The sequence below is a fragment of the Hafnia paralvei genome, from assembly GCF_020150375.1.
Lineage (GTDB): Bacteria > Pseudomonadota > Gammaproteobacteria > Enterobacterales > Enterobacteriaceae > Hafnia > Hafnia paralvei.
In genome coordinates this window covers 4,195,349-4,211,843 of the sequence record NZ_CP083737.1, presented here as the reverse complement: position 1 = coordinate 4,211,843, position 16,495 = coordinate 4,195,349, and the positions used below count along the sequence as shown (strand labels likewise).

Below are 16,495 nucleotides of genomic sequence, written 5' to 3'. Positions count from 1 at the left end.
TGCTGTGTTTTACTGTTAAACGAATTACCGGCGTGGTGTTTCTGTGGCTGTTGAAGGTGAGATTGTGCTGTTATTTCTCTGACCTGCGAGCCTAATTCGTTGAATCTCAAACATGGTGTAAATTTTCACCGAAGTAGGACGTTTTTGCGCCTTGTCGCTGCTTCGTGTGGTTGGTAAAGTAGGCGGATTTTATTTTTCGCCCCCAGCTTTCAGGATTATCCTTCAGTTATGTTTAAGAAATTCCGTGGCATGTTTTCAAATGACTTGTCCATCGACTTGGGTACAGCCAATACCCTGATTTATGTGAAAGGACAAGGCATTGTATTGAACGAACCGTCCGTCGTGGCGATTCGTCAGGACCGCGCAGGCTCCCCGAAAAGTGTTGCTGCGGTAGGGCATGAAGCTAAGCAGATGCTGGGTCGTACACCGGGCAATATTGCTGCAATTCGTCCAATGAAAGACGGTGTTATTGCCGATTTCTTCGTGACTGAAAAGATGCTTCAGTACTTTATCAAACAGGTTCACAGCAATAGCTTCATGCGTCCAAGCCCACGCGTTTTAGTGTGTGTGCCGGTTGGCGCAACTCAGGTTGAGCGTCGTGCGATCCGTGAGTCTGCTCAGGGTGCTGGCGCACGTGAAGTCTTTCTGATTGAAGAACCGATGGCTGCGGCAATTGGTGCTGGCCTGCCTGTGTCTGAAGCAACGGGCTCAATGGTTGTGGATATTGGTGGTGGTACTACCGAAGTTGCCGTTATCTCCCTGAACGGTGTGGTTTACTCCTCTTCTGTTCGTATTGGCGGTGACCGCTTTGATGAAGCCATCATTAATTATGTGCGTCGTAACTACGGCTCACTGATTGGTGAAGCAACCGCTGAGCGTATCAAACACGGTATCGGTTCTGCTTATCCGGGTGATGAAGTTCATGAGATTGAAGTTCGTGGCCGTAACTTAGCTGAAGGTGTTCCACGCGGATTCACGCTGAACTCCAACGAAATCCTCGAAGCGCTGCAAGAGCCTCTGACCGGTATCGTGAGCGCGGTGATGGTGGCTCTGGAACAGTGTCCACCAGAGTTGGCTTCTGACATCTCCGAGCGTGGGATGGTTCTGACCGGCGGTGGTGCACTGCTGCGTAATTTGGATCGTCTGCTGATGGAAGAAACCGGTATTCCAGTGGTTGTTGCCGAAGACCCGCTGACCTGTGTGGCGCGTGGTGGTGGTAAAGCGTTGGAAATGATCGATATGCATGGCGGTGATTTGTTCAGCGAAGAATAATCAGCCAGTAGGCAGAGGCTTGGCTTCTGCTTGCCGGTGATGCCACGTGTCTGCCACCGGTTTGGGATCCCCAAGCCGGTGGTTGTGCATCGTGGAATCGCTAATACCGCTCGGGAAAATTTGCCTGTTTCCCTGCTGTCGAGGATAACGCAATTTTATGAAGCCGATTTTCAGCAGAGGTCCTTCTCTGCAACTCCGACTTTTTCTGGCCGTGGTTGTTGCTATAGGATTAGTAGTTGCAGATAGCCGTTTTGGCACTTTTCTGCACATCCGTAGCTACCTCGATACCGCCGTCAGTCCATTTTATTATCTGTCAAACGGACCCCGTCAGATTCTGGACAATGTATCCAATACGTTGGCCACTCGCGAACAATTGGAACTGGAAAACAGGGCATTACGCCAAGAACTCCTATTAAAAAATAGCGATACCCTGTTACTCGGCCAGTTTAAACAAGAGAATGCTCGCCTGCGCGAATTATTAGGTTCACCGCTACGTCAGGATGAGCACAAGATGGTGACTCAGGTTATTTCAACGTTGCCCGATCCTTATAGCGATCAGGTGGTGATTGACAAGGGCAGTAACAGCGGTGTTTATTTTGGTCAGCCTATAATTAGCGATAAAGGCGTGGTGGGTCAGGTTGTTGCGGTTGGTAAGATGACCAGCCGCGTGCTGCTTATCTGTAATGCATCGCATGCCTTACCTATTCAGGTCTTACGCAACGATATCCGAGTGTTGGCTGCGGGCAATGGTTGCACCGACGATCTCCAGCTTGAACATCTACCGGCCAATACCGACATTCGTGTGGGTGATGTGCTTGTGACATCGGGATTAGGTGGACGCTTCCCAGAAGGCTATCCGGTTGCCGTTGTCTCTTCGGTTAAAGTTGATAACCAGCGTGCGTATACCGTAATAAAAGCGCGCCCAACAGCAGGGCTCCAGCGCCTGCGCTATCTGTTGCTGCTGTGGGGAGCCGATCGCAACGGCACGATGCCGCTGCCGCCAGATGAAGTGCATCGCGTTGCCAATGAGCGTCTGATGCAAATGATGCCACAGGTATTGCCAACGCCGTCAGAGATGGGGCCACAGCAACCTGCTCCAGCCGTAGGGATCACGCCTCCAGGCACCACTGCCGTAGCACCAACGACGCCAGCGGCACCTGCAAATAACAGCGCCGCACCCGCAGTGTCACCATCCGCAACGTCGCTTCCTGCTCGTACGCAAGGGGGCCGTTAATGTCGGGATATCGTAGCCAAGGTCGCTGGGTTATTTGGCTATTCTTTTTGCTGGCCTTCGTTTTACAGATCATGCCGTGGCCGGATGAGTTGATGATGTTCAGGCCTAATTGGTTAGCGCTGTTTCTGATTTATTGGGTTATGGCGTTACCACACCGCGTGAATGTGGGCACAGGGTTTGTGTTGGGGCTAATCTGGGATTTGATCTTAGGTTCAACGCTTGGCATTCGGGCATTGGCCTTTAGCCTGCTGGCCTATTTAGTCGCATTCAAGTTTCAGCTATTCCGCAATATGGCGCTATGGCAACAGGCTTTGATGGTGGTCTTACTGACTGCGGCGATGGACATTGTTGTTTTCTGGGGGGAATTTGTTATTGCAAATGCCTCTTTCCGTCCAGAGGTATTCTGGAGTAGTGTGGTTAACGGTGTACTTTGGCCGTGGCTATTTCTGCTGATGCGTAAGGTACGCCGCCGTTTTGCGGTTCAATGATCTACCTCTGGGTAAAGATCATTCATTTATATAAAGAGAATTATCAATGGACTCTATCTATCTGGGATCTGGATCGCCGCGCCGTCGTGAATTATTAGCGTTAATGGATATTCCATTTGAACGACTGATTATTGATGTGGAAGAGCAGCGTCAGCCAGAAGAGGCTCCGTTGGAATATGTATGTCGTTTGGCACAGGACAAAGCGCGTGCCGGCGTTGAAGCTGCGCCTGAAGATAAGCCTGTATTGGGTGCTGATACGATTGTTGTCCTTGATAGACAAGTATTGGAGAAGCCGCGCGATCGCGAGCATGCAGCGCAGATGCTACGTCAACTGTCGGGGCGAACCCATCAGGTGATTACGGCGGTTTCACTGGCCGATCGCCAACATCAGTTATATTGTCATGTGATTACCGACGTGACATTTCGGGCTCTCAGCGAACAGGATATTCACGACTATATCGCCAGCGGCGAACCCATGGATAAAGCGGGTGCATACGGAATACAAGGAAAAGGTGGCTGCTTCGTGAGATCCATTGCCGGTAGTTATCATGCCGTGATGGGACTACCGTTAGTGGAAACACAGGAGCTACTTGAACAGTTTATGGCGTTACGGGACGTGAGGAGAGACCATGACAGCTGAATTGCTAGTTAACGTTACACCTTCAGAGACACGGGTCGCCTACATTGACGGGGGGATCCTGCAAGAAATCCACATCGAACGCGAATCTAAACGCGGTATCGTTGGCAATATTTACAAAGGGCGTGTCAGCCGTGTACTTCCCGGTATGCAGGCCGCATTTGTCGATATTGGATTAGATAAAGCAGCTTTCCTACATGCCTCGGACATCATGCCGCATACTGAATGCGTTGCGGGTGATGAACAAAAGAATTTCCATGTCCGCGATATCGCTGAGCTGGTTCGTCAGGGACAAGACCTGATGGTTCAGGTGGTAAAAGATCCTTTGGGTACAAAAGGTGCCCGTCTGACAACCGATATCACGCTACCTTCTCGCTATTTAGTGTTTATGCCGGGCGCTAGCCATGTCGGCGTGTCTCAGCGTATTGAGGGGGAAGCGGAGCGTAATCGATTGAAATCGATCGTTTCCGAATACTGTGATGAGCAGGGCGGTTTTATTATCCGCACTGCGGCTGAAGGTATTGATGACGAAGAACTGGCACAAGATGCCGCATTTTTAAAGCGTTTGTGGACCAAAGTGATGGAACGCAAACGTCGCAATAAAACCAAATGTAAGCTGTATGGTGAATTGGCGTTGGCGCATCGTGTATTGCGCGATTTTGCTGGCGCTGCTTTGGATCGCATTCGTGTGGATTCTCGTCTTAATTTTGACTCGCTTACCGAATTCACTCGCGAATATATTCCAGAAATGACGTCCAAGCTGGAACTCTATGCCGGTAAGCAACCGATCTTCGATCTTTATGATGTTGAGAATGAGATCCAGCGTTCGCTCGATCGTCGTGTTGAACTAAAATCGGGTGGCTATCTGATTATCGATCAGACCGAAGCGATGACAACGGTAGATATCAACACCGGTGCCTTTGTGGGTCATCGTAATCTGGATGAAACCATCTTTAATACGAATGTAGAGGCGACACAGGCTATCGCGCGTCAGTTACGCTTGCGGAATTTAGGTGGCATAATCATTATTGATTTCATCGATATGAGCAGTGAGGATCATCGCCGTCGCGTTTTACATTCGTTAGAACAAGCGCTCAGTAAAGATCGTGCAAAAACCAGCATAAATGGATTTTCCCAGCTAGGATTAGTGGAAATGACGCGTAAAAGGACGCGTGAGAGTATTGAGCACGTACTGTGCAGCGATTGCCCAACTTGCCGTGGACGCGGAACGGTGAAAACGGTCGAAACGGTGTGCTATGAAATTTTGCGTGAAATCGTGCGTGTTCATCATGCTTATGACAGTGACCGCTTCCTGGTTTATGCATCACCCGCCGTGGGCGAAGCGCTGAAAAGCGAAGAGTCTCATTCTTTGGCTGAGGTAGAGATTTTTGTCGGCAAACAGGTCAAAGTGCAGATTGAGCCGCTCTACAACCAAGAACAATTCGACGTGGTTATGATGTGATTTGCACGCTCAACTTACGATAATGATTTCAAGGAGAAGAGCGTGAGGCGATTGTCTGGATACTTACTAGCGACACTGGTGACATTGACTGTGCTAGTGGCGCTGATAGTGAGTGGCCTACGTTTGGCCTTGCCTCATCTTGAGCGTTTTCGTCCACAAATCGTTGAAAAGATTGAGCAGTATTCTGGTGTGCCGATGAAAATCGGTTCGCTAGATGCCAGCTGGCAATCATTTGGTCCAACGCTGGATGTGCGCGATATTTCACTGGCACAGCCCAAAGGTAATATTAGAATTCAGCGCGTGACCGTGGCGCTGGATGTATGGCAGTCTTTACTGCACTGGCGCTGGCAGTTCCGCGATCTGACATTTTATCATTTAAACGCTAACAGCAACGAGCCTTTCAGCCGCTCTTCATCGGGTTCCGATGGGTTCGAAAGCGACACCCTCACCAATATTTTCCTCTATCAGTTTGACCATTTTATCCTGCGCGATAGCAAGGTCACGTTTCCTAGCCCGTCTGGCACGCGCATTCAACTTAACATCCCTAATCTGACATGGTTAAACACCGCCACGCGTCATCGTGCTGAAGGACAGGTGATGTTCTCGACGCAAGAAGGCCAGCATGGCAATTTGCAGGTTCGAATGGATTTGCATGATAAAAATGGCTTGCTGAGCGATGGTCAGGTCTATTTACAGGCCGATGAGATTGAGATGAAGCCATGGCTGAGTCGCTGGGTGAATCGTAATACGGGGCTGCATAGCGCGAAGTTCAGCCTTGCCTCGTGGCTCACGGTGACTGACGGGGAAATTCAAGGTGGGCATCTGGTTCTCAAACAAGGTGAGGCCAATTGGAGCACCGCGGATAAACAGCACGATCTCACGGTTGATAACCTTAATTTGCAAGTAGGGCGAGTGGCTGGCGGCTGGACCTTTGATATTCCTCAGCTTAACCTCGCTACCGATGGCGTTGCGTGGCCTAAAGGCTCACTCAGCGCAATGTATCGCCCTGAGAATACCCGCTTCATTGGTCCCGACCAGCCAGAGGAATTGCGCCTGCGGGCGACAGATTTACAGCTAGAGCGCATCGGACCTATTTTACCGACGTTGGCGTTCTTGACTCCGGATGCTATTGGCCGTTGGGATGACATTAGGCCCAAGGGGCATATTTCCTATGCAGGGGTTGATATTCCCCTACAGCAGCCTGAGCGTTCACGGTTTATTGGTGCATGGCAGGATGTGAGTTGGCAGGCATGGAAATTATTGCCAGGCGTGAACCACTTCAACGGTAGTGTTTCCGGCAGTGCGATGAATGCAGGGCTGCACTTCTCCTTGAAAGATAGCGTATTACCCTATGGCGATATGTTCCGTGCACCGTTGGAAGTCAGTCACGCTAGCGGCTATACCTCCTTTATTAATAATGATAAAGGCTGGTCGCTATCAGGTGACAATCTTGATATTCAAGCTAAATCTCTATGGGCGACAGGCGAATTTAAATATCAGTCCCCTAAAGAGGGGCAGCCGTGGCTGAGTATTTTGTCGGGGATTCGGTTGTATGACGCCGCGCAGGCGTGGCGCTATTTTCCTGAGCCGCTAATGGGAACGCACTTGGTAGATTATCTGACCGGTGCGTTAGAAGGCGGCAAAGTCGATAATGCAACCTTGGTGTATGCCGGTAATCCGCATTATTTCCCGTATCAGCATAATGAAGGCCAGTTCCAAGTGTTCGTGCCGTTGCGTGATGCGACGTTCCGCTTCCAGCCAGAGTGGGCGCCTCTGAGCAATTTGGCGATAGACTTGAACTTCCTCAACGATGGGTTGTGGATGGACGCACCGCATACCAAGCTGGGCGATGTCGATGGCACGGATATCACGGCGGTTATCCCTGTATACCACAAGGAAAAACTCCTCGTTGATGCCAAGGTCTCAGGCTCAGGAAAAGCGGTGCATGAATACTTCAAAACGTCACCGTTAGCTGATTCTGTGGGCGCTGCGTTAGATGAGCTGGAAGTCGGTGGAAATGTCAGTGGGCGCTTACATCTCGATATTCCTTTGGATGGCAAAGCCACTCGCGCCTCGGGGGATGTCACGTTCAAAAATAACGCTTTGCTAATTAAGCCACTTGATAGCACCTTTACCCAGCTAAACGGTTCCTTGCACTTCGATAATGGCAATTTAACCAGCAGCCCAATGAATGCGTCGTGGTTTGGTCAGCCAGTGAATTTCACTTTCTCAACGGCTGAAGGGGAGCAGGACTTCGGCGTTGATGTTGCGCTAAATGCGGATTGGCAGCCTGCCAAGTTGCCATGGATGCCGACGGCTTTGGCGAAAGATGTCAGTGGTTCCGCGCCTTGGAATACTAAAGTTGCGATCAAACTGCCGCATAAAGGTCATCCATCGTATGACGTTCAGGTCAATGCAGATCTAAAAAATGTAAGCAGTCACTTACCTTCTCCACTGGATAAAGCAAGAGGAGAGGCATTGCCGCTCGTGGTTAATGCCAAAGGCGATCTTAATGGTTTTATACTTTCGGGAAGTTTGGGGCCGAAGAATCATTTTAATAGCCAGCTTATTCTGCAAAAACACGGTGTGAAACTGGCGCGAGCGGCGTGGAGTGATAACAGTCGCAAGGTTCCAGCGCTGCCAGAAAGTGAATCGTTGACGTTAAATCTTCCTGCGCTGGATGGTGAAGAGTGGCTGGCGGCATTGGCGCCTGCGCTGAGCGATAAATCGAAAACCTCAGGCTCCAGTTTTAGCTATCCGCAAGTGGTGAATCTGAGTACGCCGCAGCTAATTCTGGCAGGGCAAACATGGCATCAGCTAACCGTGTCGGCTTCTAAGCTGGCGAACGGTACCCATATAAGTGCTAAAGGGCGCGAAATTAACGGCGTGGCCGATCTTGATAACAATAACGTACTGCGCGCGAATTTGGCGTATTTGTATTATAACCCAGAGTGGAGCACGGCGACGCCAGCACCTAGTGAGGCTCCGCAGGTCCCTTCTACCGTCAAAAAAATATCTTTCAGCCAATGGCCAAGCATGATACTTCGCTGTCAGGACTGCTGGATGATGGGGCAGCGGTTACGTCAGGTTAATGCTGATTTGACCCCTCGCGGCGATCAGTTGGTATTGAGCAACGGGTTGATAAATACTGGCAATACTCAACTGACGCTTACGGGGACCTGGAACCAAAGCGGCGATAAAGATCATACCACGCTCAAAGGCCGGCTGAAGGGCGCTAACGTGACCAACAGTAGTGATTATTTTGGCTTTGCATCTCCGTTAAAAAACTCACCTTTTGATATCCATTTCGATGTGAATTGGATGGGTGAACCATGGAGCCCACAGGTGAATTCGCTTAATGGAACGCTAAGCAGTAAGCTGGGTAAAGGTGAGATTGATAACGCGGGCGGTGGTCGAGCAGGGCAACTCCTACGTTTGGTGAGTTTTGATGCATTGCTGCGTAAGCTAAAACTTGATTTTAGCGATACGTTTGGTCAGGGGTTCTACTATGACAGCATTCGCGGCAATGGTAAGTTTAAAAATGGTATTTTATCCACGAATGATTTGCTGGTAGACGGGTTAGCCGCTGATATAGCGATGGATGGTTCAGTGAACTTTGTCACACGCCGTATCGATATGCAGGCTGTTGTCGCGCCTGAGATTTCGGCGACTGTAGGCGTTGCTACCGCATTTGTTATTAATCCCGTGGTGGGGGCCGCGGTGTTTGCCGCATCGAAAGTGCTTGCCCCATTGTGGAATAAAATATCGCTCATACGCTACAACATTACAGGTAGTTTAGATCACCCAACTATTAATGAAGTGTTACGCCAGCCAAAGGAGAAATAGCACGATGAGGAATGCAAATATTGCTTTATTGCAACTGTGCAGCGGAGATAACATCCGGTCGAATCTGGCGCAAATAGAACAGCAACTCAAACAGTTAAATAGCAATATCAAGCTGGTCATGACGCCAGAAAATGCGCTGTTGTTTGCTGATTCGAAAGCATACCATCAACAGGCGGAACAGGAGGGCACTGGGCCGTTGCAGGATGCCATCCGTGATATGGCGCGCCGCTACGGCGTGTGGATTCTTGTCGGCTCTATGCCACTCGTCAGTCGTGAAGACAGCAAACAAATCACCGCGAGCAGTCTGTTGTTTGACGATCAAGGCGAGCTGAAAGCGCGTTATGACAAGCTACATATGTTTGATGTTGATATCAAAGATACTCACGGTCATTACCGCGAGTCTGATACCTATCAGCATGGCCAGCACCTTACCGTCGTGGATACACCGGTAGGCAAATTGGGTATGACAATTTGCTATGACCTGCGTTTCCCTGGCTTATTCCAAGCGCTGCGTGATAAAGGCGCAGAAATTATTTCCGTTCCGGCTGCGTTCACCCGCGTGACCGGAGAATCTCACTGGGAGATTTTGCTGCGCGCACGCGCTATCGAAACCCAGTGCTATATTTTGGCTCCGGCTCAGGTTGGCCGTCATGGCGCAACTCGCCGTACATGGGGGCATACCATGGCGGTTGATGGCTGGGGCAATGTGATTGAACAAAATGCCGATTTGGTTATGCCGATTAAGGTGAAGGTGAATACTCACTCACTTGAGAATATCCGCACCCAGATGCCGGTCGCCCAACACAACCGATTCCAGCCGAAGCTGGTTAATCCTTTGGATAAACAAGAGTAAAAACGCTATGAGTCTGACGTTCGTCAGTGAGCAGTTATTGGCTGCTAACAAACTGAGTCATCAAGATCTGTTTTCAGTATTGGGCACACTGGCTGAGCGTCAGCTTGATTACGCTGACCTCTATTTTCAGTCCAGTTACCACGAATCTTGGGTGATTGAAGACCGTATCATTAAAGACGGTTCTTACAACATCGATCAAGGCGTTGGTGTGCGCGCTATCAGCGGCGAGAAAACCGGTTTTGCCTATGCGGATCAGATTACCCTTAACGCGCTCAATCAAAGCGCTCAGGCCGCTCGTAGCATTGTGCGTGAACAAGGCAATGGCAAAGTCCATACCTTGGGCAACATCCCTCATAGTTTACTGTATCCAGCCATTGACCCGTTGCAAAGCCTGCCACGTGAAGAGAAAATTGCGCTGTTACATCGTGTGGACAACGTTGCTCGTGCTGAAGATCCGCGAGTGCAGGAAGTTTCAGCCAGCATTACTGGTGTATATGAGCTGATTTTGGTGGCTGCGACCGATGGCACGCTGGCGGCGGATGTTCGTCCGCTTGTACGCCTTTCGGTAAGCGTACTGGTAGAAGAAAATGGTCGCCGTGAGCGCGGTTCTAGCGGCGGCGGCGGTCGTTCCGGTTATGAATATTTCCTCGAAATGGTCGATGGCGACGTTCGCGCGGATGCGTTTGCTAAAGAAGCGGTGCGCATGGCGTTAGTGAATTTATCGGCGGTTGCAGCTCCTGCGGGCTCGATGCCGGTAGTTCTGGGGGCAGGTTGGCCGGGCGTTCTGTTGCACGAGGCGGTAGGCCATGGTTTAGAAGGTGACTTCAACCGTCGTGGTACGTCAGTATTCAGTGGTCAGATGGGGCAGTTAGTTGCTTCTGAGCTGTGTACCGTGGTTGATGACGGCACTATCAGTGGTCGTCGTGGTTCCCTAGCTATCGATGATGAAGGCGTGCCGGGTCAGTACAATGTATTGATTGAAAAAGGTATTCTGAAAGGCTTTATGCAGGACAAAATGAATGCCCGTTTGATGGGGCTTGCTCCAACTGGAAATGGTCGTCGTGAATCTTATGCGCATCTGCCAATGCCACGTATGACCAACACATACATGCTGGCAGGAAAATCTACCCCACAGGATATTATTTCCAGCGTCGAGTATGGCCTGTACGCGCCAAACTTCGCGGGCGGTCAGGTGGATATCACTTCTGGTAAATTTGTGTTTTCTACCTCAGAGGCTTATCTGATCGAGAATGGTAAAATCACTAAACCGGTAAAAGGCGCTACGCTGATTGGTTCTGGTATTGAAGCAATGCAGCAAATCTCTATGGTCGGCAACGATCTGGCGCTGGATAAAGGCGTCGGCGTGTGCGGTAAAGAGGGGCAAAGCGTACCGGTCGGTGTTGGACAACCAACTCTGAAGCTAGATTCAATGACGGTGGGCGGGACGGCGTAACTCCCGTTTCTGAGATGCCATCTTCGCTCCATTTTGGTATCGGTCATCTATCCCCGCCTCAAACCCCGCCGGAGCATCTCCCTGTACCGGCGGCTCTTCCTACCAAGACTTAAACAATTATAAAAACAAAAACAGAGTGTGGCCTAATGCTGGTCACTTAAGCGTGATTTTAGGGGAAGTACACCGATGGGGTCGTAGCAGCTTTAGCTGCCGGAGCGCCCCGCGGTGTGCTAACCCCGTGTATCTCGATCTCTTAAACGATCAGCATTAGAGTGTGGCCTTTCTCTTTTGCTGTTGACCTTTTCTGGCACGTTATCGTTCAGCCGAAGGGAGGAATGAAGGCTAGGATTCGCCGACAGGGATGTCGGCGAAAGAACGGAGGAGCCAGGACAAATTTGCCCGGAGCAAATTTGAACAACGCTTGCGTTGGCCCCACAGGGGGGAGGCGCAGGGATGCGCCGAATACTCGCGATTGCCGTTCGTTCCGTTAAGGCCGGAATGACGAGATTCGGGCACCTGCGAAGCAGGCTGAAAGACGGTGCCAAGCCCGGATGCAAGGAGGCGGCGATTGAGCCGCCTTGCTCGGACGCCTGCACAGTGTTTATGCAGATTCCAATGCCATTAGGCGTACGAAACTTTACATATCAATTTCATACACTTAAATCTGAGGTTTTTTATCTCAGTTTCACAAAACATCCATAAAACAAATCTATGCCCCCTGCCTATAATCCTGATAAATCTCCCCAACCTTCGCGAAATACTCCGTCAAATAGTTGATGCATACCTGCACTTTTAGCGGCAGCTTATCTTTTTGCGTATAGAGAGCATAAACCGGCCTTGGGTCGGATTGGTAGCGGCTGAATAGGATCTCCACTTCTCCGCGTTTAATTTCATCAATAATCCACATCAATGGCACGTAAGCGATGCCTACGCCAGCGCACAGCCAGCGGATTAGTGTTTGTGAGTCATTGGTTACGAAGCGCCCTTGTGGTGACAGGCGCAGCGTTTGGCCTTCGGGCGCGATTAGCTCAAATTCGCTGTCTGGACGTACGCTGTAGGTTAGCCAACTGAAGCTGGCGATATCGCTGGGCTTTTCTGGGGTGCCTTGCTGTTGCAGATAGCTTTTTGCCGCACAGACCACCATTGGCATTGAACCTAGCCGTTTGGAAAATAGACTTGAGTCCTGCAGTGCACCTACGCGTACGACTAAATCAAGGCCGTCAGCAATGAGATCTGGAGCCGGAACACCGGTCACCAAGTCAATAGAAAGGCCGGGATATTCACGCAACATTCGCGCCGTCATAGGGGCGATGACGTTTTGCGCCATCGTGGAAGAACTGCCGATTCGCAGCGTACCCGTCGGCGTATTATTGAAGGCGTAGATTTGTTCATGAACTTCCTGTGCTTCAAGCAACATTTTCCGGCAGCCCTGATAATAAATTTTCCCTGCTTCGGTTAAACCAATGCTTCGGGTACTGCGGTTTAGCAGCTTAATATTGAGCTCGTTTTCAAGCTTGGAGATGGTCTGACTGATAGAAGAAACGCTCATCTCAAGCTGCCGCCCTGCGCTGGTAAAAGAACCACATTCCACCACTTTGGCAAAAACAGCCATACGCTTAAGTCGTTCCATTATTCAATCTACCTTAATAGGAGAGCGATGCTATAGCTGCATAAAACGCCATGCATCCAGAGTTTGTGGGGTTGATGATAGCTTAAATATTCTACCGATTGTTTATTTTAAATAAAAAGTGATTTAGCTCACATATTCTATACATGGTGATTATTATTGCGCTAAGATATTGTCATTGACGATGCGGAACAATCCTCTGCGTACCAAACAACGAAATGTCCTTCTGCAATCAGATCCTGTAGCTCACATCCTCTGACAGACATCCTTTTTTGCGTTAACCGCCATCAGCCAGCTTCCTAGGATGAGGGCGATTAGTGGATCGTGTCAGGCCGTAAATGATTGAGTTTGGGAGATACGGACGACCAAGTGTTTCGCGTTGAGCTAGGCTAAATATTATTTGAGTGGAGAGAACTATGGGGCTGCTACCGGTAATGGTCGTTTTTGGCCTTTCCTTTCCACCGGTATTTTTTGAATTGCTGGTGGCTTTGCTGCTGTTTTTACTATTTCGGCGCGTGTTACAGCCGACAGGGATCTACGATTTTGTCTGGCATCCGGCACTGTTTAACACCGCGCTGTACTGCTGTTTGTTTTATTTGATTACCTGCTTATTTGTCTGAGGTCACTGTGAATCAAATTATGATAAGAATGACCCGCATCGCTATTACCGTGGTCATCGTGATACTAGCGGCTATTGCCGTTTTCAAAGCATGGGCCTTTTATACTGAATCACCATGGACGCGCGATGCGAAATTTACTGCTGATGTCGTCGCGATTGCGCCCGACGTGAGTGGTTTACTTTCTGACGTTCCTATCCACGACAACCAGTTGGTCAAAAAAGATCAAATCTTGTTTGTCATTGACCGTCCTCGTTATCAAGAGGCGTTGAATCAGGCTGAAGCCGATGTGCGTTACTACCAGACGTTAGTGGCGGAAAAAGCCAAAGAGGCTGGGCGTCGTGTACGCTTAGGCGTTCAGGCGATGTCGCAGGAAGAGATTGATCAGTCGAGTAACGTGCTGGCGACGGTTCGCCAGCAGCTGGCAAAAGCGCAATCAACGCGTGATCTGGCGAAGCTTGATTTGGAACGCACCGTGGTACGTGCTCCTGCTGATGGCTGGGTAACTAACCTCAACGTTCATCAGGGCGAATTTATCAACCGTGGCGCTACCGCGGTGGCATTGGTCAAAAAAGGTACGTTCTACATTCTTGCTTATATGGAAGAGACCAAACTCGATGGCATTAAGCGTGGCGATCGCGTGGAGATCACTCCGTTGGGCAGTAATCGTATCCTATATGGCACGGTAGATAGCATATCGGCAGGCGTGAACAACAAAAGTTCTACTGCGGATAGCAAAGGGCTAGCAACCGTCGATTCCAACCTTGAGTGGGTACGTTTGGCACAGCGTGTGCCGGTAAAAATTCTGCTTGATGGTAACGAGCAGGAGTCTCCTTATCCTGCAGGGACAACCGCGACCGTGGTGGTTAGCAATCAGCAAGATGTGGAACGAAAATCGTCATCGCCGATTGTTCAACTGCTACATCGTCTGCGCGAATTCGGCTAAGTCGCTTTCCTATCTCATTTCACTGATGTTTATGCGATTTGCACACTAATAACGTGCAAATCGCGATCATTTTAGCGCAAAAGAGGCAATGATGAATAATGGTGGCATGTTTTTGCGCTTACGTTTTGCCTGTAAGTTAGCATTTGCTATCGTGCTGGCGCTGTTTTTGGGATTCCACCTGAACCTAGAGACTCCGCGCTGGTCGGTATTAACCGCGGCTATCGTCGCTGCGGGGCCCGCGTTTGCAGCGGGCGGAGAACCCTTCTCAGGTGCCATTCGTCACCGTGGTTGGCTACGTATTATTGGCACGTTTATCGGTTCGATTGGCGGCCTGCTGATTATGATGCTGTTTATCCGTGCACCGTTGGTGATGATGCTACTCTGCTGCGCATGGGCAGGAGTGTGTACTTGGATTTCTTCGCTGGTACGAATCGAAAACTCATATGCGTTTGGGTTAGCAGGTTACACTGCGCTGATTATTGTGGTGACTACGGCAACGGAGCCGCTGTTGAGTCCGCTGTATGCGGTAGAACGCTGTAGCGAAATCGTACTGGGTATCGTCTGTGCTGTGCTGGCCGATATTATTTTCTCTCCACGTTCGATCAAAAGTGATATTGACCGTGTCGTGAGTTCGTTGATCGTCGATCAATTTCGGCTACTGCAAATGTGTGTTCGGCCAGATGAACGTGAAGTGATTGATAAATCATGGAACGATCTGGTTAAGGGAACCAATGCGCTGAACGGAATGCGCGGCAATTTGATGCTGGAGTCAACTCGTTGGGTGCGGGTTAACCGTCGCTTAAAGGCGCTAAATACGGTTTCTCTCACGCTGATCACCCAAGCCTGTGAAACGTTTTTCATTAGTACCAATGCGCCAGAGCGTATTCCTAGTGAAATGCAGGTGTTGATCCTTGAACCAGTTGAAACTATTGGTGATGTTCACAAGCGTATGAAGCAACTGCGCCAGTTGCTATCCATGCAGCCGACCGGTAGCGTGCCGCTAACCATCAGTAGTTGGATTGGTGCCGCAACGCGTTATCTGCTGCTCGCTAAAGGTGTTCACACCAATAGCAGCATCAGCTCGGTGGAAGAAAATATCCTCGAAGGTGAATACGTGGTGAAACCCGCTTCCGCAGAGCGTCACCACGCGATGATAAACGGCTTACGTACGTGGGCTGCAACCTCAATTGGTGCGCTATTCTGGTTGTGGACCGGTTGGACTTCCGGTAGTGGCTGTATGGTGATGATCGCAGTCGTTACTGCACTGGCAATGCGCACGCCGAATCCTCGTATGGCCTCCATCGATTTCCTATTAGGCACAATGATGGCGCTGCCGATTGGCGCGTTGTTCTACATGCTTATTCTGCCAGCCACACAGCAGAGTATGCTGTTATTGTGCATTAGCCTTGGATTAATGGCGTTCGTTATTGGTCTGGAAGTACAGAAACGCCGCTTGGGTTCACTGGGGACGTTGGCATCGACCATTAATATTATGGTACTCAGTAACCCGATGACATTCCCTGTCAGCAGCTTTTTAGACAATGCGATAGGGCAGGTTATCGGTTGTTTCGTGGCGATGGTCGTGCTGTTCTTGATTCGTGATCGCTCAAAAGCGAGAACAGGGCGTGCTCTACTGAATGGTTTTGTCTATAGCGCGGTGTCTGCACTCACGACCAATCAGGCTCGCCGTAATGAAAACCATCTGCCAGCGCTTTATCAGCAGCTATTCCAACTGTTGAATATGTTCCCGAACGATATTGCTAAATATCGTTTAGCGCTGACGCTGATTATTGCTCACCAGCGTTTACGTAACGCGCCGATTCCCGTAAATCAGGAGCTCTCTGATTTCCATAAACAGATCCGCGCCACTGCAAATAAAGTGATTTCCGCAGGCAGCGATACTAAACGTAGAGGGTATTTTTTCCGTCTACTTGAGGAACTGAATGAATACCAGCAACGTCTGGTGCACTATCAGGCTCCCTATACCGTTACTATTCCTGTGAAACGGTTGGCGGATATGCTGGATAAGTACCAACATGCGCTGATTGATTGAGTCCTAG

Annotated in this window: 12 protein-coding genes; 11 read left to right on the top strand and 1 reads right to left on the bottom strand. The window is 49.9% G+C overall.

The window, feature by feature from the left end; translation table 11 throughout:
- The first annotated feature begins 228 nt into the window (after positions 1-228).
- The 8 genes from mreB to tldD all read left to right on the top strand — a co-directional run bounded on the left by mreB (position 229) and on the right by tldD (position 11,245).
- Positions 229-1,272 carry a rod shape-determining protein MreB gene (mreB, locus tag K9N75_RS19485; protein WP_004097166.1) on the top strand — a complete coding sequence of 348 codons (1,044 nt, stop codon included), beginning with the start codon at positions 229-231 and terminating at the stop codon, positions 1,270-1,272.
- A gap of 157 nt (positions 1,273-1,429) precedes the next feature.
- Positions 1,430-2,506, top strand: coding sequence for a rod shape-determining protein MreC (gene mreC / locus K9N75_RS19480; protein ID WP_008815388.1), 1,077 nt, complete (start codon positions 1,430-1,432; stop codon positions 2,504-2,506).
- Positions 2,506-2,994 (top strand): rod shape-determining protein MreD, encoded by a 489-nt coding sequence (gene mreD, locus K9N75_RS19475; RefSeq protein WP_004097168.1) that lies wholly within the window; start codon positions 2,506-2,508, stop codon positions 2,992-2,994. The genes mreC and mreD overlap by 1 nt, the downstream gene beginning before the upstream one ends.
- 46 nt (positions 2,995-3,040) lie before the next feature.
- Positions 3,041-3,634: a Maf family protein gene (locus tag K9N75_RS19470; RefSeq protein ID WP_008815387.1), complete on the top strand. Its 594-nt coding sequence runs from the start codon at positions 3,041-3,043 to the stop codon at positions 3,632-3,634.
- Positions 3,624-5,093 (top strand): ribonuclease G, encoded by a 1,470-nt coding sequence (gene rng, locus K9N75_RS19465; RefSeq protein WP_004097171.1) that lies wholly within the window; start codon positions 3,624-3,626, stop codon positions 5,091-5,093. Before K9N75_RS19470 ends, rng begins: the two co-directional genes overlap by 11 nt.
- Positions 5,094-5,135: 42 nt before the next feature.
- Complete coding sequence (yhdP, locus tag K9N75_RS19460) at positions 5,136-8,939, top strand: AsmA2 domain-containing protein YhdP (RefSeq protein ID WP_130962205.1); 3,804 nt, start codon at positions 5,136-5,138, stop codon at positions 8,937-8,939.
- Positions 8,940-8,943: 4 nt separating this feature from the next.
- On the top strand, positions 8,944-9,792 hold the full coding sequence (gene nit1, locus K9N75_RS19455; RefSeq protein WP_008815385.1) for a deaminated glutathione amidase: 849 nt from the start codon (positions 8,944-8,946) through the stop codon (positions 9,790-9,792).
- A gap of 7 nt (positions 9,793-9,799) precedes the next feature.
- The gene (tldD, locus tag K9N75_RS19450; RefSeq protein WP_185922523.1) at positions 9,800-11,245 is read left to right on the top strand and encodes a metalloprotease TldD; all 1,446 of its coding nucleotides are present in this window, start codon (positions 9,800-9,802) and stop codon (positions 11,243-11,245) included.
- Between the two features lie 709 nt (positions 11,246-11,954).
- Here the strand turns inward: tldD and aaeR are convergent.
- The gene (aaeR, locus tag K9N75_RS19445) at positions 11,955-12,875 is read right to left on the bottom strand and encodes an HTH-type transcriptional activator AaeR (protein WP_008815383.1); all 921 of its coding nucleotides are present in this window, start codon (positions 12,873-12,875) and stop codon (positions 11,955-11,957) included.
- Between the two features lie 413 nt (positions 12,876-13,288).
- Between aaeR and aaeX the strand changes: the two genes are divergently transcribed.
- From aaeX to aaeB, 3 genes are all read left to right on the top strand, one after another.
- Positions 13,289-13,492 (top strand): p-hydroxybenzoic acid efflux pump operon protein AaeX, encoded by a 204-nt coding sequence (gene aaeX, locus K9N75_RS19440; RefSeq protein WP_004097177.1) that lies wholly within the window; start codon positions 13,289-13,291, stop codon positions 13,490-13,492.
- Between the two features lie 19 nt (positions 13,493-13,511).
- Positions 13,512-14,435 (top strand): p-hydroxybenzoic acid efflux pump subunit AaeA, encoded by a 924-nt coding sequence (gene aaeA / locus K9N75_RS19435; protein WP_004097178.1) that lies wholly within the window; start codon positions 13,512-13,514, stop codon positions 14,433-14,435.
- A gap of 91 nt (positions 14,436-14,526) precedes the next feature.
- Positions 14,527-16,488: a p-hydroxybenzoic acid efflux pump subunit AaeB gene (gene aaeB, locus K9N75_RS19430; protein ID WP_008815381.1), complete on the top strand. Its 1,962-nt coding sequence runs from the start codon at positions 14,527-14,529 to the stop codon at positions 16,486-16,488.
- Positions 16,489-16,495: the final 7 nt, after the last annotated feature.